A 20905-nucleotide genomic window follows, 5' to 3' on the forward strand; every position below is an offset into this window, starting at 1 on the left:
AAATATAGAAACCTATTCCCTCTTATTCCAAATTTAAAATCACCTTTTTTTTATCTTTTTTTCTATCGGCTTGTTTCCAACTACTTACACCGCCACTTTTTTCTACCCATTACCGCAAAACAACCCTTATATGGGCTTATTCGCTGCTTTTAGCCTGCAACTCCTTTGAAAAATTCACTTGGAAAAAAGTACCTTTTGTTCATAACCGCGATTTTTTTCGTGAAATCAAGTCTGAAAAAAAAGCGAACTTCTTCACTAGGTTGCCTAAAAAACGTCTTTATAAATTGGCATTTCCCTCTTTAGCCCCGATCGAAGCGGCATCCTGACCATGGCCTCAAGCCATGGGCAGATACAGCGAAGAGCGGGAAGGTAATTCTTTAGTACTATAAATGGGTGCTACTAGAAAAGAAAAAACACTCCTATTATATATATGTAGAAAATCGTTTGGGCGAACCTATATATAATAGGTGTATTTTTTGTGGTGCAACCGCAATCTGTTATATTTGCAGTCCATTAAAAACTAAGGAATGATTAAGATTACTTTACCAGACGGTTCGATTAAAGAGTTTTCCTCGGGCGTGACTCCGATGGATGTTGCTAAAAGTATAAGTGAAGGATTGGCGCGAAATGTGATTTCGGCTTCCTTTAATGGCACCACGGTGGAAACCGAAACCCCATTAACCACGGACGGCGGATTGGTATTGTACACCTGGAATGACTTGGAAGGCAAGAAAGCTTTTTGGCATTCAACCTCACACGTTATGGCGCAAGCGTTACAAGAAATCTATCCAGGTATTAAATTGACGTTAGGACCTGCGATTGACAATGGTTTCTATTATGACGTGGATTTCATGGAGCACAAAATCACGGATGCTGATTTCAAGAAAATCGAAGATCGTGTTTTGGAGATTGCGCGTGAGAAACACGAATTCAAAATGCGTTCCGTTTCAAAAGCAGAGGCTTTAGCCGTATATAAAGACAACGAATACAAAACCGAATTGATTTCCAATTTGGAAGACGGCACGATTACGTTTTGTGACCACTCGAACTTCTTTGACTTGTGTCGCGGCGGTCATATTCCGAACACTGGCTTAATCAAAGCGATGAAAATCATGAGTGTGGCGGGTGCATATTGGCGTGGCGATGAAAAGAACAAACAGTTAACTCGTGTTTACGGTATTTCGTTCCCTAAACAAAAAGACTTGACCGAGTACTTGGAGTTGTTGGAAGAAGCCAAACGTCGTGACCACCGTAAATTAGGGAAAGAGTTGGAATTGTTTGCCTTTTCACAAAAAGTGGGTCAGGGCCTACCGTTATGGCTACCCAAAGGAGCCGCTTTACGCGATCGTTTGGAGCAGTTTTTAAAACGTGCACAGAAAAAAGCGGGCTACGAACAAGTGGTCACTCCACATATTGGTCAAAAGGAATTGTATGTGACTTCAGGTCACTATGCGAAATACGGTGCCGATAGTTTCCAACCCATTCATACCCCAGCAGAGGGCGAAGAGTTTTTGTTAAAACCCATGAACTGTCCGCACCACTGTGAAATTTACAACACCAAACCTTGGTCATATAAAGATTTACCCAAGCGTTATGCTGAATTTGGTACCGTGTACCGTTACGAGCAATCGGGCGAATTACATGGTCTGACTCGTGTACGCGGATTTACGCAAGACGATGCCCATATTTTCTGTACACCAGAACAATTGGATTCGGAGTTCAAAAAAGTAATCGACTTGGTGCTTTATGTATTTGGTTCGTTAGGCTTTGAGAATTTCACCGCACAAGTTTCTGTTCGCGACTTGGACAACCCTGACAAATACATCGGAAGTGTTGAAAATTGGGAAAAAGCAGAAAAAGCGATCATCAATGCAGCCCGCGATAAAGGATTGAATTATGTCATTGAAAGTGGCGAAGCAGCCTTCTACGGTCCGAAACTTGACTTTATGGTAAAAGACGCCTTGGGTCGCAGCTGGCAGTTGGGAACGATCCAAGTAGATTACAATTTACCGGAGCGTTTCGAACTAACGTACAAAGGTTCAGACGATAAGCTACACCGCCCAGTGATGATTCACCGTGCCCCATTCGGTTCGATGGAACGTTTTATTGCGATATTGCTCGAACATACGGCTGGAAACTTCCCATTGTGGTTGATGCCCGAACAAGCTATCATCCTGTCTTTGAGTGAGAAATATGAAAATTATGCGCAAAAAGTTTTAAGTTTGCTAGAAAATAGCGAAATTCGCGCCCTAATTGACAACCGCAACGAAACAATTGGCAAGAAAATCCGTGAAGCGGAGATGCAAAAAATGCCGTTTATGTTGATTGTGGGAGAAGAAGAAGAGAAAAACGGAACCGTTTCTGTACGTCGCCACGGCCAAGAAGGCAAAGGCAATAGCACGATGTCGATTGAAGATTTTGTGGCTTTGGTAAAAGAAGAAATTGGAAAGTCGTTAAAATCATTTGAAGTATAACCCCTGGAAACAGGATAAAATAAATTAGCCATAGCAATTAGAAACAACAGAGGTAGTTATAAACCTCGCGAAGAAAAGAAGGATGCACACCGCACCAATAACGGTATTCGTGTGCCTGAAGTTCGTTTAGTAGGTGACAATGTAGAACCCGGCGTTTACAAAATAATGGACGCGCTACGTTTAGCTGAAGAATTAGAAGTTGACTTAGTAGAAATTTCTCCTAATGCAGATCCGCCAGTATGTAAGTTGATGGACTACGGCAAATTCTTGTACCAACAAAAGAAACGGGACAAAGAATTAAAAGCAAAATCGACACAAATAACCGTAAAAGAAATTCGTTTCGGACCCCAAACGGATGAGCACGATTACGAGTTCAAGAAAAAGAACGCTGAAAAGTTCTTAAAAGAAGGTTCGAAATTGAAAGCTTTTGTATTTTTCAAAGGTCGTTCCATCATCTATAAAGAGCAAGGTCAAATCTTATTGTTGCGTTTAGCGCAAGATTTGGAAGAGCATGGAAAAGTAGAAGCCATGCCGGTGTTAGAAGGAAAGCGTATGATTATGTTCATCGCTCCTAAAAAGAAAAAATAATAGTCGTTACCGCATTATGTACTTCGGTTGGCTACCGAAGCGAACGGTTGTCGCTATACAAAATTGAGTAAATTGAATCGCAATAAATTTGGGAAATTATGCCTAAAATGAAAACGAAATCCAGTGCCAAAAAGCGCTTTAAAGTGACTGGTTCTGGTAAGATTAAAAGAAAGCACGCTTTTAAAAGTCACATTTTGACTAAAAAGTCTAAAAAACGCAAATTAGCGTTAACGCACGCTGCATTGGTTCACCCAAGTGACGAGCGTAGTGTAAAAGAGCAATTACGTATTGTATAATTGCCTTTACGGTTAAAATTATTTCATAACCCTGGAGCTGGGCCCATCAAGCACATTGAATTGTGCGCCTACTTCAAAAAAATTTAAAAAATTATGCCAAGATCAGTAAATTCAGTTGCTAAAAGAGCACGTAGAAAAAAAATGATGAAGCAGGCTAAAGGTTTCTTTGGCCGTCGTAAAAACGTTTGGACAGTTGCTAAAAACGCGGTAGAAAAAGCAATGCTATATGCATACCGTGATAGAAAGCAGAAAAAGAGAAACTTCCGCGCTTTATGGATTCAGCGTATCAACGCTGGAGCTCGTTTAGAAGGAATGAGTTACTCACAATTCATCGGATTAGTAAAGAAAAACGGTATCGAATTGAACCGTAAAGTATTGGCTGATTTAGCGATGAATCACCCAGAAGCTTTCAAAGCTATCGTGAATAAAGTAAAATAAAAACGTTTGTACAACCAGATTCAATTTACTCACTATATCAAATCCCAATCGTAAGGTTGGGATTTTTTTTGTTTTAAATCTATTATTTTAAGTTATTTTGTAGTATTTTTATACTGCCTTAACATTCTAACGAACTTAATTTCATGTTTTTGGTTAATTTTTTAAATTAATTCATCATGAAAAAAAGATTCATTGTATTACTCGTTATCCTCCCCTTTTTATTAGGCGCACAAACAGGAACTGGCTGTTGGCGTATGGTATCCTCTGGCAACAACTTCACTTTGGCCATTAAAAATGACGGTACCCTATGGGGATGGGGTTTAAATGGAAATCGCTTAGGCCTTGGTTACTTTTCTGCTACAGAAAACTTACCTATACAAGTGGGTAACGCGAACGATTGGTTAGTCGTATCCTCAGGAGAAAACCATGCCCTTGCCCTAAAAACAAACGGCACACTATGGTCGTGGGGTAATGGACAATTTGGCCAACTTGGAAACGGCGTTTTTAACTCGGCTACGTTTACTGTTACTCAAGTTGGCACCGCAAACGATTGGGTTGCAATTGCTGCAGGCACTGGATTCAGTCTTGCCCTAAAAAATAATGGAACACTTTGGTCGTGGGGGTTAAATTCGACAGGACAGCTTGGTCAAAATAATACAACCAATCTCAACCTCCCTACTCAAGTAGGAATTGCCACGGATTGGCTGAAAATTGAAGCGGGTGATCAACATGCTCTAGCTCTAAAAACCAACAACAGTTTGTGGTCCTGGGGAAATAACACAACGGGGCAACTCGGCGATGGCTCATTCAATACCAGTCTTATCCCTATCCCTATTGCATCAGCCCTTACCTTTATCGAAATCAGTGCCGGATTCGATCATAGCATGGCAATTGAATCGGGGCTAACACTCTACACTTGGGGAAACAATACCAATGGCCAATTGGGCGATGGAACCAATACGACTTCAAATGTACCCATCCCCATCTCTTTTTCACTCGACGGACTTCCCTCAAGTTGTATTGCCATCTCTGCAGGGCAAACGCATTCATTAATAATCCGAAATAACGCTACTTTATGGTCGGCTGGATTTAACAACCAAGGTCAATTGGCTCAAGGAAATTTAACCAATTTAAATACATTTATACAAGTTGGTTCAGGCACCAACTGGACGCAAATTTCAGCCGGTTTTGTCCATTCACATGCCATGGATAGTAGTGCCGACTTATGGTCAGCTGGCCGTGGGATTGAAGGAGAAATGGGAATTGCAACCAATGTGAATTCTTCCAATTTGGTCAATGTAGCTTGTCCAACTTCCTTAGATAATTCAGATTTCCAAAGCCACCAAGGGTATAAAATCACCCCCAATCCCGCTCATCATTTTCTGAAACTCCAAGGAGATGTGACTCAAATTCAAGCGCTAAAACTTTATACACTCACAGGACAACTAATCCTAGAATCTGTGAATCTGCCCATCCAAGAAACAGAATTAAACTTCCCTTTACCAGACATTGCCGCAGGAAGCTATATTCTTCATATCATAACCCCGTCAAAAACGTACCAGAAAAAAATAATCCTAGAATAAATAAGGGCGTGCCACCGGCTCCATACTTCCGCCGCTGTCAGGCTCTCCGCTATAGCCGTGCAGTTCCGCTGCCGCTCCACCTTCGGGCTGCCGCTGCGATCCTTCACGCAAATCCGTATAAAAAAGAAACCCCGATGTTCAATCGGGGTTTCTTTTTTCTTTCTTCTTTGCTCTTTTCTCTTACTGAAAAACTTCTTCCTTTTCTCCATCATAACTCGCAAACACCATACTCGGGTGCGAATCTTGATGAAACATCACACCGTCTTTGGTAATGGCAATCGCTCCCGCAAATCCATCAAACGGCGTTAACTCAGCAAAGGTCTTTTCAAATGCTTTTTCCAAAGTAAAACCATCGGTCACGCGGGTTACAATCTTTGCCGCTACGGCTCCTGAAACAATGTCTTCGCCTACACCTGTCAAACTCACCCCGCAGTCGGCATTGCAATAATTCCCCGCCACCGTCGCTGAATCGGAAACCCGACCCACCAACTCAAATCCTTTACCACCCGTAGACGTTGCTACCGCAATACGACCTTCTGCATCCAAAGCCACACAACCTACCGTTCCCAAACGAGAAGCAGCCACTTTGGCTTCATACTCAGCACGACGCTGCGGAATTTCCGTTGAAAAGGCTTCAAAACCGTTAGCTCGCGCATAGGCCGTTGCTCCTTCCCCACTTAAAATTCGGTCGTCCACCGCCAGTAAATGCTGCGCCACTTGAATCGGATTTTTCACTTCTTCAATGTTGATTACACCGCTCATTTTCATCGTTACGCTGTCCATCAACGATGCACTCATACGAATCTTACCATCGCTCTGAATCTGGGATCCAATTCCCGCATTAAACAAGGCATCGTTTTCCAATAACGAAACGGCATACACCACAGCTTCCAGGGCCGAATGGGTTTGCAAATAAGCATAGCTTTCTTTGACAATGCGCAAAAGGGCTTGCTGCTTGGCAACTTTCGTCTCCAAACTAGTGGACGATTCTGAAAAAAATCCGCCGTGGATGATGATTCGTGTGGGATTCATTAGAAGTTTCAGGTTTAAGGTTTATTTCGCTTCGCTACATCAGTCGGCTAAAGCCTCGTGTCAAGTTAAAACCTCTACTATGTAAAAAAAATTAAACGTATTGTGACGATTTGATGGTCATTTTAAACGTGTCCAAATCAAAAGTATCGTTCTTACTCAACACATGGGTCACCAAATGGTTGATGGAAATCGGCTGTCCCAATTCGACTTGTGTCAAATTGGTATCCTTAATTTCTCTACCATCCACCAAAATAACCAGTCCGGATCCAATCGCTTCCATCTGTTTGCCATTGGCGATAAACAAACCGGTATCTTCTCCGAGTCCGACACCCAATACTTTAGGATTCCCAACAACCGCTTGAAACAAACGCCCGATGCGACCGCGTTGTACAAAATGCGTATCAATCACGACATCGTCAATCAATCCCAATCCCGAAGTAATTTTTACTTCACCTTTCAACAAGGCTTCGCTACTACTTCCTTGGTAAATCATATTGTTGGAAGCTGCCGCTGCACCCGCTGAAGTTCCCGCATAAATAAAATGCTCGTTGCGGTATTTATCCAATAACAAATCATGAAACGGTGTTCCTCCCAAAATGGACGTTAGACGCAATTGATCGCCACCCGTAAACATGACCACATCCGCATCGCGCAAACGCTGAATAATTTCAGGATCCATCGCTTGCTCCCGTTTTTCGATATACAATACATCGACATTGTGCGCGCCTAAATAATTGAACGCTTTCACATATTCGGGTCCGATTTGACGCGGAATCTTTGAAGCCGTCGTAATGACTTCAATACGTGAATTCTCTTTGTATAATGATTCTTTGATGATGCGTTTTAAAATACCTTCCTCAAAGAAGTTCAAATTTTGAGGAGCTGTCGTATCCAAATCGGTTTCGGTAAAACTTCCTTTGTCTACTGCCCCCCCGATAATGATCAATTTTCCAAGTATTTTCATGGCGGTAAAAATAACCATTTCAACACATTTCGCAAACGTTTTCTTCACAATTAGTCCATGAGTTTTCCCCAAGTTTTCCACGAAGCTAGAATTCGACAAGCAATCATTTTGTTGAATTTCAGATTAATAGTTCTTAAAATTTATTTTTTCACAAGTATTCCATACATTCAAAAAAATAATTCCTTATTTTTAACAAATTCGTTAGATAAAATCAACCACAAGACACTCGTTTTATGAAAATTGAAAAGATTCAGGCCCTTCGCGGACCCAACATTTGGAGCGTACAACGTAAAAAATTAATCCAAATGCGTCTCGACTTAGAAGACATGGAGGAAAAACCCACCAACAAAATTCCGGGTTTCCGCGAACGTATTGAAGCCATGTTTCCTACTATGATTGAGCACCGTTGTTCAGAAGGCGTGCGCGGCGGATTCTTTTCCCGTATCGATCGTGGAACATGGATGGGCCATGTCATTGAACATATTGCACTTGAAATTCAGACCCTCGCCGGAATGGAAACTGGCTTTGGTCGCACCCGAGAAACCAAAACTCCGGGTGTATATAATGTTGTATTTAGTTATGTTGAAGAAAGCGTGGGTATGTACGCTGCAGAATCTTCGGTGCGCATCGCCGAAGCGTTAATTGCTGGAACCGACTATGATGTACAAGCCGACATTCAAAAAATGCGCGAAATACGGGAACGCGTTCGCCTTGGTCCGTCAACTGGAAGTATCGTAGATGAAGCGGTTGCTCGTGATATTCCTTGGATTCGTCTAGGAACCAACTCCCTTGTACAGTTGGGTTATGGTGTAAACCAAATGCGTTTTCAGGCAACCATAACTTGTAAGACCAGCAATATTGCTGTAGACATTGCTTGTAACAAAGAAGAAACCAAACGCATGCTCGACATGGCTTCGATTCCTGTAGCCAGTGGCGGCATTTGTGTCGATGAAGAAGATTTAGAAAATGTAATCAAAAAAATAGGTTTCCCCATTGTGATTAAACCCTTGGATGGAAACCATGGTAAAGGGGCCTCTATCAATGTCAAAAATTTAGAAGATGCCAAAGCGGGATTAGCACACGCTAAAAACTACAGCCGCAGGGTAATCGTTGAAAAATTCATCACCGGATTTGATTTCCGTGTGTTGGTCATTGACAATAAATTGGTGGCTGCTGCTTTGCGTGAGCCAGCTCATGTGAAAGGTGATGGCGTGAATAGCATTCAACAATTGATTGACGAGACCAACAAAGATCCGCGGCGTGGGTATGGCCATGAAAATGTGTTGACCGAAATTACGGTGGATCGCGATACGACCGACTTGCTAACCAAATTAGGCTATGATTTGGATACTGTTCCTTCCAAGGATGAAATTGTATATTTAAAATCGACCGCTAATCTAAGTACGGGAGGAACGTCAGTGGATGTCACGGATATGATGCACCCGGAAAATATTTTCTTGTGTGAACGCATTTCTCGTGTGATCGGTTTGGACGTTTGTGGTATTGATATCATGGCGCAAAACTTAACCCAACCTTTAAAAGAAAATGGTGGTTGTATCTTGGAAGTGAATGCAGCACCCGGCTTCCGAATGCACTTGGCTCCCTCAGAAGGATTACCACGCAATGTGGCCGCTCCTGTAATTGACATGTTGTATCCTCCTGGAAAACCTTCACGCATTCCTATTATAGCGGTTACGGGTACCAATGGTAAAACCACGACAACCCGCTTAATGGCACACATTGTGAAAAATAACGGTTTCCGTGTTGGTTTTACTACTTCAGACGGTATTTATGTACAAAACCACATGATGGAAAAGGGCGATACTACCGGACCTATTTCTGCAGAATATATATTAAAAGACCCCACCGTTGAGTTTGCTGTTTTGGAAACGGCTCGTGGCGGAATTTTACGTTCCGGTTTAGGATTTAGTCGTTGCGATATTGCTATAATTACCAACATTCAAGAAGACCATTTGGGCTTACAAGATATTCACACTTTAGATGATTTAGCACGCGTAAAAAGTGTGGTCGTTCGAAGTGTGAAAAAAGACGGTTGGGCGATTCTCAATGCAGACGATGAACAATGTATGAAAATTGCCAAAGATTTGAGCTGCAATATTGCTTATTTCTCTATGGATGAAAACAGTGCAAAAGTCCGCGAACTCTCTAAAGAAGGGAAAATTGTGGCGGTTTATGAAAATGGTTTCATTACCATCAAACGGGGCGAATGGAAAATTCGTGTTGAACGTGCCACACACATTCCATTAACCATGGGAGGCAAAGCGAAATTTATGATTGCCAATGTTTTGGCAGCTACCCTAGCCGGTTATCTTCATGGATTTAAAACGGAAGACATCAGTTTGTCTCTTCAAACGTTTATTCCAGGGGCAGCGCAAACACCGGGTCGTATGAATATTTTTGAATTCAAAAAATTCAAAGTAATGATCGACTTTGCCCACAATCCGGCGGGTTATCGCGGAGTTGAAGAGTTCTTATCGAGTGTGGATGCTACCAAAAAAATTGGAATCATTGCCGGAGTTGGCGATCGCCGAGATGAAGATATAAAAGAGTGTGCAAAAATTGCCGCCCGTATGTTTGATCACATTATCATTCGTCAAGAAAAACACTTGCGGGGACGCACCGAAGAGGAAATCATCGGACTCATCATGGAAGGAATTCATGACAGTGGCTCATCGGTCACCCATGAAATTATTACCAAAGAAACCGAAGCCATCAAACACGCTATTGATACCGCTCAAGAAGGCAGTTTCATTACGGCTCTGAGTGATGTTGTCACCAATGCGATTGAGATTGTCCAAGAATATTTGGACAAAGAACAAGAAGAATAATAAAGTAGAAACCCGGATCAACCGGGTTTTTTTATTTTAACACTGACTTTCAAATACTTTACTATATTTGTCCAAATTCAAAAAATATGAAAAAAGTAATTACCCTTAGTTTGAGTCTACTTGCTTTCACGCTAAGTTATGCTCAAAAAATTCAAATCAAAAAAGATAAAATAGTTTTTGATAAAGTTGAAGTTGCCACGGTAAAAGAACCTTTTCGTAATCATTTGGATATCGGTACGTTATCGGGTGAAAAACGTTTTTCTGTAGAATACAAAGGTTTAAGTGCCAATGAAATGCAAATGTACAATTGGTTGGAAGTTACCTCTGCAGACGGCAAGCAAAAAACAGAAATCCCCTATGAAGTTTTGATTACTGCATTCAATTCTGATCGCATTATTGTGCATTTATTGGCCGTGAAATACAACTTAATTACGGACAAAGGCATCAATGAAGAGGCTTTGAAATCGTTCTTTGACACGCCACGAGAAAGTTTAAGTGATAAATACGGTAAAATCATTGCGGCTGCTAAATTTGAAGAAGACGAGCGCAAACGCAAATTACAGCAAGTTAAAAGTACGTGGAATCCTCAAATCAAAGCAGACAACAGCATTACTATGAATGTAAATGGGAAATTGTCGATTGTTGGAAGTATCAGTGCACGTCCGTATGCCATTGGTTCCGGCGTAAACAAATATGTTTCTGTTATCGATTTGGACGGCATTGAAGTCGCTTCCTTATCCAATGTGGCCAATGAATTTTACAAATACAAAGTGGAAACCTTTGATGGAAAAAATTATGACTTCTTTATTAAAAGTCAGTACAACAACACCAACACTACGTTCTTGTATGAATTTGTTTGTGACTTAGTGAGTCGCGGTTACGTTTTGGGACACCAAGCCAAAGTAGAACAACAAAAATTATATCAAGCAAAAATTGATTTGGCCAAAGACCGTAGTGTCAATGTGTACCAAAAACCCGGCTATTTAATTGATGAAGATGGAAAAAAATACACCGGAATCATCAGTATCAATTTCCAAATGTTGGATGTCAACCAAACCGGACAAGTTTTGCCTGAGGAAACGGCAGACAAATTCGGAAAAACGGTTGCCATCGTTTACCGCAATGAAAAAAACCAAGAGCGTACCAAAACTTTCAAAGCCAACTCGGGAGCTTACTTCTGTATTCAAGAAAACGGTACCGAGACCTTTTATTACGGTATGGCAGTAAAAGGGGATTCGATGAAAAAATTTCAAAACATGAGCAATTTAAGTTTTGACAATTCATACTTCTATCGTTTAATTCACAAAGAAGAAAAGATATTATTACTTCAGGATCCAGTTGAAACCGATCGTTATGTTTTCAAAATTAAAGAGGAAAACAAAGGTCAAATGATAGACAGAAGAAATAACGATGATTTGATTCCCGTAGTTGCCGATTACTTAAAAGCTTGTAAATCGGTTGCAGAAGATATTCGGAAAAAAGAATTTGATCTCAAAATCGAAGACAATTTAAAAACCATCGCACAAGAATACCAATCGTGTAAATAAAACAGAAATGGGACAACGTAAAAGTTGTCCTTTTTTTTGTAACAAAAAGAGACTTTCTACCGACTATTAGTGGGAAATAGCTATTTTTACCTCAAACAAATTAAGGCAACAATGAATAAAAAATGGATTGCAATTGGCGGATTTTTACTCGCCTTCGGTTTTGCACAAGCACAATTAAAATCGATAACTTTAGAAGACGGAGTTTTACAACAAAACCGCAAATTTGGCGCCGATCGCCTTACCGGATTTCAATGGATTCCAGGCACAACGGATTATGTGTATTATGCTAATACTTGGTCAAAAATGATGAAAGCTTCAGCAGCCAATCCTGAAGCAAAAGAGTGGATCACTTTAGCGGATATCAACAAAACGTTGGGCACCAAATTGACCAACTTTTTTGGGGTGCAATGGATTGATGGTTCACACCTTTTATTAACTGAAGGAGGGAAATATTACAGCTTTGATGTCAATACCAAAATAGGAACCACACTTTCAAGCGTTCCAGAATCGGCGGATAATACCACTTTTAATGACTCCAAATCACTTTTGGCCTATACCAAAGACAACAATTTATACTTGAAAAAAAGCGAACAAGAAATCGCCATCACGCAAGAATCCAATAAAGGCATTGTTTCCGGACAATCCATATCGCGGAATGAATTTGGGATTAGTGGCGGAATTTTTTGGGCACCCAATTCCTCTTATTTGGCTTTTTACCAAAAAGATGAATCGCAAGTAGCTGATTATCCTTTATTGGATATCACTAAAACACCAGGGCAATTGGTGAATATCAAATACCCGATGGCAGGTCAACCATCGGAGAAAGTTCGCGTAGGCATTTATCACCTCGCTACCGGAAAAACTGTTTTTATCAGTCCGAAGAGCGGAGCCGCAGATGATTACATGACCAATTTATGTTGGACTCCCGATTCCAAGTATATTGTGGTTGCCGAACTCAACCGCGGACAAAATAACATGAACTTGAATGTATATGACGCAGCCACGGGGAACTTCGTTCGCACTTTATTGAATGAAACTAACGAGCGTTGGGTCGAACCCGAACACGAAGCATTTTTCCCATCTGCTAAATCCAATAATTTTGTTTGGTTTAGTGAGAAAGACGGTTTTCAAAACTTGTATTACTATGATTTTAATGGAAAATTGATCAAACAATTGACCCAGAATAAATTCCCAGCCCGTGAAATCATTGGCGCTAATCCCGAAGGAACGGAAATCTATTTTAAAGCTACGGGAGAAAATGGCACGAACATGTTGGTTTACAAGGTGGATTTAAAAGGCAAACAAACCTTAGTAACCAAAGACCAAGGAGTTCATACAGCATATTTATCAACGGATGGAACTTATCTATTTGATGAATATTCCAATCATAGCACACCGTCAAAATCCGTGATTATTGATAAAAAAGGGAACGCGGATGTAGTTCTTACCAGTAAAAACAAATACGAAGGTTATGCTTTAGGAACTGCTGAAATCAAAACGATTAAAGCCGCAGATGGGGTAACCGACTTATATACGCGTTTGATTAAACCGAGTAATTTTGACCCTACCAAGAAGTATCCTGTGTTGGTTTATGTTTACGGCGGACCGCATGCGCAAATGATTACCAACTCCTATTTGGATGGCGCTAATTTATGGATGTACTGGATGGCAGAGCAAGGCTATTTGGTCTTTACGGTAGACAATCGCGGTTCTGACAACCGCGGATTTGCGTTTGAAAGTGTAATTCACCGCAATTTGGGGAACAATGAAATTGACGATCAATTGAAAGGCGTGGACTATTTAAAATCGTTACCGTTTGTCGATGGCAATCGTTTGGCAGTTCACGGATGGAGCTTTGGCGGATTCATGACAACTTCGCTATTATTACGCAAACCTGATGTCTTTAAAGTGGGCGTTGCGGGCGGACCTGTAATTGATTGGAAATGGTATGAAGTGATGTATGGCGAACGCTATATGGATACGCCAGAAGAAAATCCACAAGGATTTGAAACGGCTTGTGTTTCCAATTATGCCAAAGATTTGAAAGGTAAATTATTACTTATTCACGGCACTTCGGATGATGTGGTGGTAGAACAACACAATTTATCGTTGGTGAAAAAATTAGTTGAAGCCGGTAAACAAGCGGATTATTTCCCTTATCCGATGCACAAACATAATGTAACTGGGAAAGACCGGGTACATCTTATGAAAAAGGTATTGGATTATGTGATGGAGAATAATAAATAATTAAATTCCATTACTTAAATTCCTCCCGAAGTTTCGGGACTGAATTAAAAAATACCAAAATTTAAAATCCCAAATTCCAACCATTATACCATTGGAATTTGGGATTTTTTTATTGAAATTTAATCCTTACGTTTTTTGTTTCTTCTTTTTGGCGGCAGGGAATAATACGTTATTTAATATTAGGCGAAATCCGGGTGAATTCGGGTGTAAATCCAAAACCGTGGGTTCGTCCCCTACTTGATGGCGGTAATCTTCGGGATCGTGGCCCCCGAAGAAAGTAAAAAATCCTTTTCCTTTTTGACCGTGAATGTAGCGGGCTTCTTCATTGATTTGGCATTCGCCCAAAACTAAAACATTGGATTTGATGGTGGAACGATCAAAGGCCGTGGTTTGTCCCATGAATCCTTTCACCAATTGCGTATGATTTTGGCATAACATGCTCGGAATCACATCCCATTTGGCGGAATATTCCATGAGTGTAAAATAGTCTTTTTCAAAGGGAACACGGCGTTTTTCGGTCATGTCAATATCTGAAAACTCGTATTTTTCGGGGCGGCGTTCAAGAATAAAATCTTTGAAAGCAAACGATTTGGTATAATCGATTTGGGCTTGATAATTGGGATCACTATCATCGCCATCAAACATAGGCTCACAAATATCGACACCTTCAGCGGCTAGAGCGATATCAAAACTATCGGTGGCCGAACACATGGCAAACATGAATCCGCCCCCAATCACAAAATCCCGAATTTTTTTGGCGACGGCTAATTTTTCCTCTGAAACTTTTGAATAACCCAATTTGGCAGCTAAAGCTTCCGCTTCGCGTTTTTGTTCGATATACCAGGGCGCATTGCGGTAAGCGCCATAGAATTTACCATATTGACCTGTAAAATCTTCGTGATGTAAATGCAACCAATCGTACAACAACAATTGATCGGTGAGCACTTCTTCGTCGTAAATCGGTGTAAACGGAATTTCGGCGTAGGTTAATACCATCGTCACAGCGTCATCCCAGGGTTGTTTACCTTTGGGCGTGTATACTGCAATTTTGGGCGCTTTTTCCAACACCACCGTTTCCATATTTTGGGACGGACTCGCGATTTCATCCAAAATTTGATTGGCTTCGCCATCGGAAAGGATTTCAAAACTGACGCCACGAATTTGGCATTCTTTACGAATTTCTGCCGCATCAGGTAATAGAAAAGAACCGCCTCTATAATTGAGTAACCAGCTAGCTTTGTATTCTTTAGTGAGCACCCAATAGGTTATTCCATACGCTTTTAAGTGATTTTTTTGCGATACATCATCCATGGGCAATAGGATAAAATTCGCCCGAATTGGCAGTACACAAACTAAAAACAACAGTACACAAACTGAAAAGCGATTTTTCATAAGGTCCAAACTATATTTGCTCCGAAGGTACAATTTATCACAGAAATACCGAATCAACGATTTGTTAATTGTTAAAAACAAAAAACACGTAAAAATACGTATAGCATAAAATTAACTAACACCTTATTTTTGAAAAATGACAAACCAACCCTCAACGCTTACTATGAGAAAATCAATTAAGAACATGAGCGCCTTGGCCAAATTGGGGCTAAGTTGTGTGTTGGCGCTGTTGCTGATTTATTTTGTTTTATCGGTAAAATTCATATTAAGTTAAGAGTCTTTGAAACAACCATGAATTTTTTACGCCTTATTAACCGATAGAATAGGCACCGACTTCGTTATCCGAGTCGGTGCTTTTATTTTTAAATCGTATCGATTTCTACAATTTTGTTTTGAATGGCATAGACAACCAATCCCGCAATATTCTTGGATTCGGTCTTTAACAACAGATTATTGCGGTGACCTTCGACGGTTCTCGGACTGATAAACAACTTTTCTGCAATTTCATTGGTATTTAACTGTTGGCAAATTAACTGCAAGACTTCTTGTTCTCTGTTGGTAAGATAGTCATCATCAAAACGGTTTTTTGGGGTATCCGAAACAATATCATTTTGGATGACATCGAGTACTTCTGGTGTGTAATAAAACCCTTTTTCATCCACTTGTCGGATGGTTTCCAACATAACTTTGGGTGAGGCATTTTTCACGAGATAGGATGAAGCTCCTACATGCAACATATTGGCAATGAAAGCTTGGGTATTATAACTTGTTAAGGCTATGATTTTAACGACTGGAAAATCTTTATGAATTATACGTGTAGCCTCTACCCCATTGAGATCGGGCATTTTTAAATCCATAAGAATGATATCGGGATACACTTCGGTTTCGCGGAGGTAATTTATTACCTCATTTCCGTTGGCCGCCTCAAAAATCACCTCAATATCGGGTTCGCGTTGCAATAGAAAATAAATTCCTTTACGGAACAATTCTTCATCATCGGCTAAAAGAATTCGGATCGGCATAATTTATACAATTGAGAAATTAAAGTTGTACTGTACTCCTTGACCAGACTGGCTTTCTACTTGAAAGGTACCGTTTAAGATACCCACCCTACTTTCGATATTTTTCAATCCCAATCCACGATGTTTTGAAGAATCGTGCACTTCAAATCCGATACCGTTATCCGTATACTGTAGCTGAATTTGGTCGTTTTGTTGTGTCATTATAATTTGAACTTGGGTCGCTTTTCCGTGACGCAACGAGTTGTTGAGTAGTTCCTGTAAGATGCGGAATACATGCAACAGTTTGTCATTTTTTGCTTCATCAAACTTAACAGAATTGGTATAAGTGACCTGCATGGTTTTACTGGTATTAAATTCTAAAACCAGTTCTTCGATACCCGCATGCAACCCAAACCGTTCAAAAACGGGAGGCAATAAATCATGTGCTATACGTCGGGAATTTTCTAAAGCTTTCCCTGTAAGATCCGAAATTTGCTGCATAATTTCTGTTCGTTCCAAATCAGTTATATCAGGTGTGGATAATAAATGGGTATGCAGGGCCACTACATTGAGTTTTGAACTAATATCATCGTGTAAATCTTGTGCAATGCGCTTGCGTTCGGCTTCTTGTGTAACCAGCACGGAATGCAGTAGTTCTTTTTGATGATTGACTTCCAATTCGCGTTTTTCGATTTCTTTCTGGACAATCTTTTTACGCGAAAAATAAAAAAACAAAATCATAACCAAAGCAATCGACAAGAAAGCCAAAGCAACGGCAATGATGGTTTGTGCTATTTTAATTTCTTCGTTTCCTAGTGGCATACTTTGGTCTTTTTAAGTCGGATAATTTGAGTAAACAAGATCAAATGGTATCCCATGAATAAAATGATATTAAACCACATGATGACATCTGCTGGGTATTTAATTCGGAATTGATTCATTAGAAAATTAAAAAGAAATAACGACATACTACCGATCAAATACATCAAGGGACCCAATGTGAAATTGTAATTGACCTTCGGTTGATCCAGCATTTGATACAAATGCATTGTGGCATACACAATAATGGGCATAGACATTAAATAGATCTCTACCAAATTAAATTCCCAGAACATATCCGGATAAATTACATATTGGATTCCTATTATACTCACTAGGGCTATTGTTGTAATACGAATTCCTTTTTTAATTCTTGGATCAATCAAAACCGTATGAAAGTAGTGACTTAAGAATAAAAATTGAGTAATAAAATAAACATGCGATAAATACAGGTTATTCAAATGCATCTTGGATAAGATTGTTACCCACAATTGCAAAACACCCATTGCAAAAATATACCATGTAAATACCTTCACACTATAATTTTGATTCCGATAAACACGGAATAATAAAACTATATTGACCAAATGGATGAAATAGTGAAAAAGATTTAAAACCTTTAACATTATTTATTTCATTAAAGGACTCGTAAAATCACAAGTTTGAGGACAAGGTTTGGTAAAATCATAAATATAGAAACCTTGGTCATCGTTGATCATATCTTGACCGTATTTATCGACGCCAACAACCATCATTTTGGGTGTGCCATTTTCATCTATACCGAGGTAGGCACGCACATTTTCAACGCCGTCTTCATTGAGAACTTGAGTGATATCAATTTCGGGAATCAAGAATGCTTTGATGTCAATATTACTTTTTTCACCCCAAGCTGCTACCCAAGTTTGTGCTTGTTCTAAGGTTACCGTGTTGATTGCTTCTTTCATAAATAATTGTTGTTAAGGTTTATCGCATAAATATAACTTTTTGAACAAAAAAAAACAGGTATTTCTACCTGTTTTTGTATTCATTTTCTTAGAAAGGAACATCGCTGTCGTCATCGATTGGCGGACTACTGCTTCCAAAAGCTTCATTGGCGGAAGGTAAATTTTTGGTAAAGAAGGGATTGTCATCCAAATTCATTTTTGACGGTAAATCCCCAAATCCATTTCCAAAATCATCGAGGTTGTCAAATTTACCCAAACTTCCGATGAACTTCAAACGGATATTCTCCAGCGAACCGTTACGGTGTTTTGCAATAATAAACTCCGCTTGCCCTTGAGTTGGTGATTGTTCATCATCATCCCATTCTTCGATTTTATAATATTCAGGACGATAAATAAACGATACAATATCCGCATCTTGCTCAATCGCACCCGATTCACGAAGGTCGGAAAGTAAAGGTCGCTTACTGGAACCCCGCGTTTCTACGGCACGGGACAACTGAGACAATGCAATTACGGGAACTTCTAATTCCTTTGCTAATGCTTTTAAGTTACGCGAGATGGTCGAAATTTCTTGTTCACGATTTCCGCCGCCCTTACCAGCTCCACCGGCAGTCATCAATTGTAAATAATCGATAATGATTAATTTGATACCGTGTTGGGAAGCCAAACGTCGGGCCTTGGCGCGTAAATCGAAAATCGATAACGAAGGCGTATCGTCAATGTAAAGTGGCGCTTTTTCAAGGTCGCGAACTTTCACACTCAATTGTTCCCATTCGTGTTTTTCTAATTTCCCAGTACGCAATTTTTCGGAAGACAAACCAGTTTCCGAGGAAATCAAACGGGTTATCAACTGTACAGAGGACATCTCTAGGGAGAATACAGCTACCGGACTCTGGGAATCGATGGCCATATTTCGGGCCATGGATAATACAAAGGCGGTTTTCCCCATACCCGGACGTGCTGCGATGATAATCAAATCAGAAGGTTGCCATCCCGAAGTAACTTGATCGAGTTTATGAAAACCAGTTGGGATTCCGCTTAAACCTTCTTTATTGGAAATTTCTTCGATGCGTTTTTTGGCTTGCATCACCAAACTTTGTGCGGTTTCCGAACTGCGTTTGATGTTGCCTTGGGTCACTTCATACAATTTCGATTCGGCCATGTCCAACAAATCAAATACATCGGTTGATTCATCGTAGGCTTCTTCGATGATATCCGAAGAAATTTTAATTAACGAACGTTGAATGTGTTTTTGCAGAATGATGCGCGAGTGAAACTCGATATGTGCCGAAGACGAAATCTTTTGCGTAAGCTGAATCAAATAAAAATCACCGCCCGCAATATCCAATTTACCGTTCTTTTTCAACTGAGCCGAAACGGTTAATAAGTCGATGGGTTGTGAATCGGTGAATAATTGGAAAATCGCTTCAAAAATAAACTTGTGGGCGTCTTTATAAAAGGCTTCAGGTTGAAGGATATCGATTACCTCATCAACCCCTTTTTTATCAATCATCATGGCGCCCAATACCGCCTCTTCTAGGTCTATGGCCTGTGGTGGCAACTTCCCTTTTTCAAGGTTGATGATGGTCGTTTTGTCTACTTTGACCGGGTTAATATTTCTTAAATTTTCCATAAAGCGAAAGTAACGAATTCTACTAAAAATCGCGGGACGACTTATTACCAGAACGTGTTTATAAATTGTAAAATTTTGTTGAAAACCAAAAAAAAATCCGAAACCATAGGGCTTCGGATTTACACCTGAAAAATCAGATTTTTACTCTTTATATTCGCCCATCTTGCTGTACTTGTCCATTCTCTTGGCGACAAGCTCAGTTGTTGATAAGTCTTTTAACTCGTTAAACGATTTTAAAATATATTCTTTAACCGTTTTGAATGTCGTTTCTTTATCGTAATGCGCTCCACCTAGTGGCTCAGGAATCACATCATCTACCAATTTTTGTTTTTTCATATCGGTAGAAGTCAACTTCAAGGCTTCAGCCGCTTTTTCTTTGAAGTCCCAACTTTTCCATAAAATCGATGAACACGATTCAGGAGAAATTACCGAGTACCACGTATTTTCCAACATGAATACACGATCACCTACACCAATTCCTAACGCTCCACCCGAAGCCCCTTCTCCAATAATTATACAGATTACAGGCACTTGTAAACGGGACATTTCAAAAATGTTTCGAGCAATCGCTTCCCCTTGTCCGCGTTCTTCTGCTTCCATTCCGGGGTAAGCTCCTGGTGTATCAATAAAGGTAATTACAGGTACGCCAAACTTCTCAGCCATTTTCATCAAGCGCAATGCTTTACGGTAGCCTTCCGGATTGGCCATACCAAAATTACGGTATTGACGCATTTTGGTGTTGATTCCTTTTTGTTGCCCAATCAACATAAACGATTGACCACCAATTTTACCCAAACCACCAATCATCGCTTTGTCATCTTTGAAGTTACGATCTCCAAATAATTCAAGAAATGTTCCGTCGGTTAAATTGGTAATGTACTCTAACGTATACGGACGATTGGGATGACGTGATAGTTGCACACGTTGCCAAGCCGTTAAGTTTTTATAAATTTTCTTCTTGGTTTCTTCTAATTTTTTCTCGATCTGCTTGCAGGTATTGGTGACATCCACATTGGATTCCTGACCGATTAGCTCACATTTTTCAAGTTGGTCTTCCAACTCTTTAATGGGAAGCTCAAAATCTAAATATTCCATAGA

17 protein-coding genes are annotated in these 20905 nt (G+C 40.1%); 8 read left to right on the top strand and 9 right to left on the bottom strand.

All coding sequences use genetic code 11. The features are described 5' to 3' along the window. Positions 1 to 527 precede the first annotated feature (527 nt). The 5 genes from thrS (at position 528) to EQG61_RS09990 (ending at position 5379) form a co-directional block, all read left to right on the top strand. Positions 528 to 2474 carry a threonine--tRNA ligase gene (thrS, locus tag EQG61_RS09970; protein ID WP_129461779.1) on the top strand — a complete coding sequence of 649 codons (1947 nt, stop codon included), beginning with the start codon at positions 528 to 530 and terminating at the stop codon, positions 2472 to 2474. A gap of 36 nt (positions 2475 to 2510) precedes the next feature. Next, entirely contained in the window at positions 2511 to 3062 is a 552-nt protein-coding gene (infC, locus tag EQG61_RS09975; RefSeq protein WP_129461780.1) for a translation initiation factor IF-3, read from the top strand. A 98-nt stretch (positions 3063 to 3160) separates the two neighbouring features. Further along, a complete protein-coding gene (rpmI, locus tag EQG61_RS09980; RefSeq protein ID WP_073363905.1) occupies positions 3161 to 3358 on the top strand; it encodes a 50S ribosomal protein L35 in 198 nt (65 codons plus the stop codon). 93 nt (positions 3359 to 3451) lie between these two features. After that, positions 3452 to 3796, top strand: coding sequence for a 50S ribosomal protein L20 (gene rplT, locus EQG61_RS09985; protein ID WP_073363906.1), 345 nt, complete (start codon positions 3452 to 3454; stop codon positions 3794 to 3796). 176 nt (positions 3797 to 3972) lie between these two features. Then, the gene (locus EQG61_RS09990) at positions 3973 to 5379 is read left to right on the top strand and encodes an RCC1 domain-containing protein (RefSeq protein ID WP_129461781.1); all 1407 of its coding nucleotides are present in this window, start codon (positions 3973 to 3975) and stop codon (positions 5377 to 5379) included. Between the two features lie 180 nt (positions 5380 to 5559). Here the strand turns inward: EQG61_RS09990 and EQG61_RS09995 are convergent, their stop codons facing one another. Together EQG61_RS09995 and EQG61_RS10000 are read right to left on the bottom strand one after the other, a co-directional pair. Beyond that, positions 5560 to 6411, bottom strand: coding sequence for an isoaspartyl peptidase/L-asparaginase (locus EQG61_RS09995; RefSeq protein ID WP_129461782.1), 852 nt, complete (start codon positions 6409 to 6411; stop codon positions 5560 to 5562). A 91-nt stretch (positions 6412 to 6502) separates the two neighbouring features. Continuing rightward, the gene (locus EQG61_RS10000) at positions 6503 to 7375 is read right to left on the bottom strand and encodes a cyanophycinase (RefSeq protein WP_129462017.1); all 873 of its coding nucleotides are present in this window, start codon (positions 7373 to 7375) and stop codon (positions 6503 to 6505) included. 233 nt (positions 7376 to 7608) lie between these two features. Here EQG61_RS10000 and cphA point away from each other — a divergent pair, with 233 nt between their 5' ends. The 3 genes from cphA (at position 7609) to EQG61_RS10015 (ending at position 14018) form a co-directional block, all read left to right on the top strand. Then, positions 7609 to 10224 (top strand): cyanophycin synthetase, encoded by a 2616-nt coding sequence (cphA, locus tag EQG61_RS10005; RefSeq protein ID WP_129461783.1) that lies wholly within the window; start codon positions 7609 to 7611, stop codon positions 10222 to 10224. An 86-nt stretch (positions 10225 to 10310) separates the two neighbouring features. After that, positions 10311 to 11771 carry a hypothetical protein gene (locus EQG61_RS10010; RefSeq protein WP_129461784.1) on the top strand — a complete coding sequence of 487 codons (1461 nt, stop codon included), beginning with the start codon at positions 10311 to 10313 and terminating at the stop codon, positions 11769 to 11771. 111 nt (positions 11772 to 11882) lie between these two features. Further along, positions 11883 to 14018 (top strand): S9 family peptidase, encoded by a 2136-nt coding sequence (locus tag EQG61_RS10015; RefSeq protein WP_129461785.1) that lies wholly within the window; start codon positions 11883 to 11885, stop codon positions 14016 to 14018. A gap of 126 nt (positions 14019 to 14144) precedes the next feature. Here EQG61_RS10015 and EQG61_RS10020 read toward each other — a convergent pair whose 3' ends face one another. The 7 genes from EQG61_RS10020 to EQG61_RS10050 form a co-directional block, all read right to left on the bottom strand. After that, on the bottom strand, positions 14145 to 15410 hold the full coding sequence (locus EQG61_RS10020; protein ID WP_129461786.1) for an asparagine synthetase B: 1266 nt from the start codon (positions 15408 to 15410) through the stop codon (positions 14145 to 14147). A gap of 362 nt (positions 15411 to 15772) precedes the next feature. Then, positions 15773 to 16432, bottom strand: coding sequence for a response regulator transcription factor (locus EQG61_RS10025; RefSeq protein WP_129461787.1), 660 nt, complete (start codon positions 16430 to 16432; stop codon positions 15773 to 15775). Between the two features lie 3 nt (positions 16433 to 16435). Further along, the gene (locus EQG61_RS10030; protein ID WP_129461788.1) at positions 16436 to 17233 is read right to left on the bottom strand and encodes a sensor histidine kinase; all 798 of its coding nucleotides are present in this window, start codon (positions 17231 to 17233) and stop codon (positions 16436 to 16438) included. Continuing rightward, positions 17224 to 17766, bottom strand: coding sequence for a hypothetical protein (locus EQG61_RS10035; protein ID WP_129461789.1), 543 nt, complete (start codon positions 17764 to 17766; stop codon positions 17224 to 17226). Before EQG61_RS10035 ends, EQG61_RS10030 begins: the two co-directional genes overlap by 10 nt. A gap of 93 nt (positions 17767 to 17859) precedes the next feature. Next, positions 17860 to 18174 (bottom strand): hypothetical protein, encoded by a 315-nt coding sequence (locus EQG61_RS10040; RefSeq protein WP_129461790.1) that lies wholly within the window; start codon positions 18172 to 18174, stop codon positions 17860 to 17862. 88 nt (positions 18175 to 18262) lie between these two features. After that, the gene (gene dnaB / locus EQG61_RS10045) at positions 18263 to 19807 is read right to left on the bottom strand and encodes a replicative DNA helicase (protein WP_129461791.1); all 1545 of its coding nucleotides are present in this window, start codon (positions 19805 to 19807) and stop codon (positions 18263 to 18265) included. Between the two features lie 141 nt (positions 19808 to 19948). Continuing rightward, entirely contained in the window at positions 19949 to 20902 is a 954-nt protein-coding gene (locus EQG61_RS10050) for an acetyl-CoA carboxylase carboxyltransferase subunit alpha (RefSeq protein ID WP_129461792.1), read from the bottom strand. Positions 20903 to 20905: the final 3 nt, after the last annotated feature.

This window comes from Flavobacterium stagni (assembly GCF_004122105.1).
In the GTDB taxonomy this organism is placed as follows: domain Bacteria; phylum Bacteroidota; class Bacteroidia; order Flavobacteriales; family Flavobacteriaceae; genus Flavobacterium; species Flavobacterium stagni.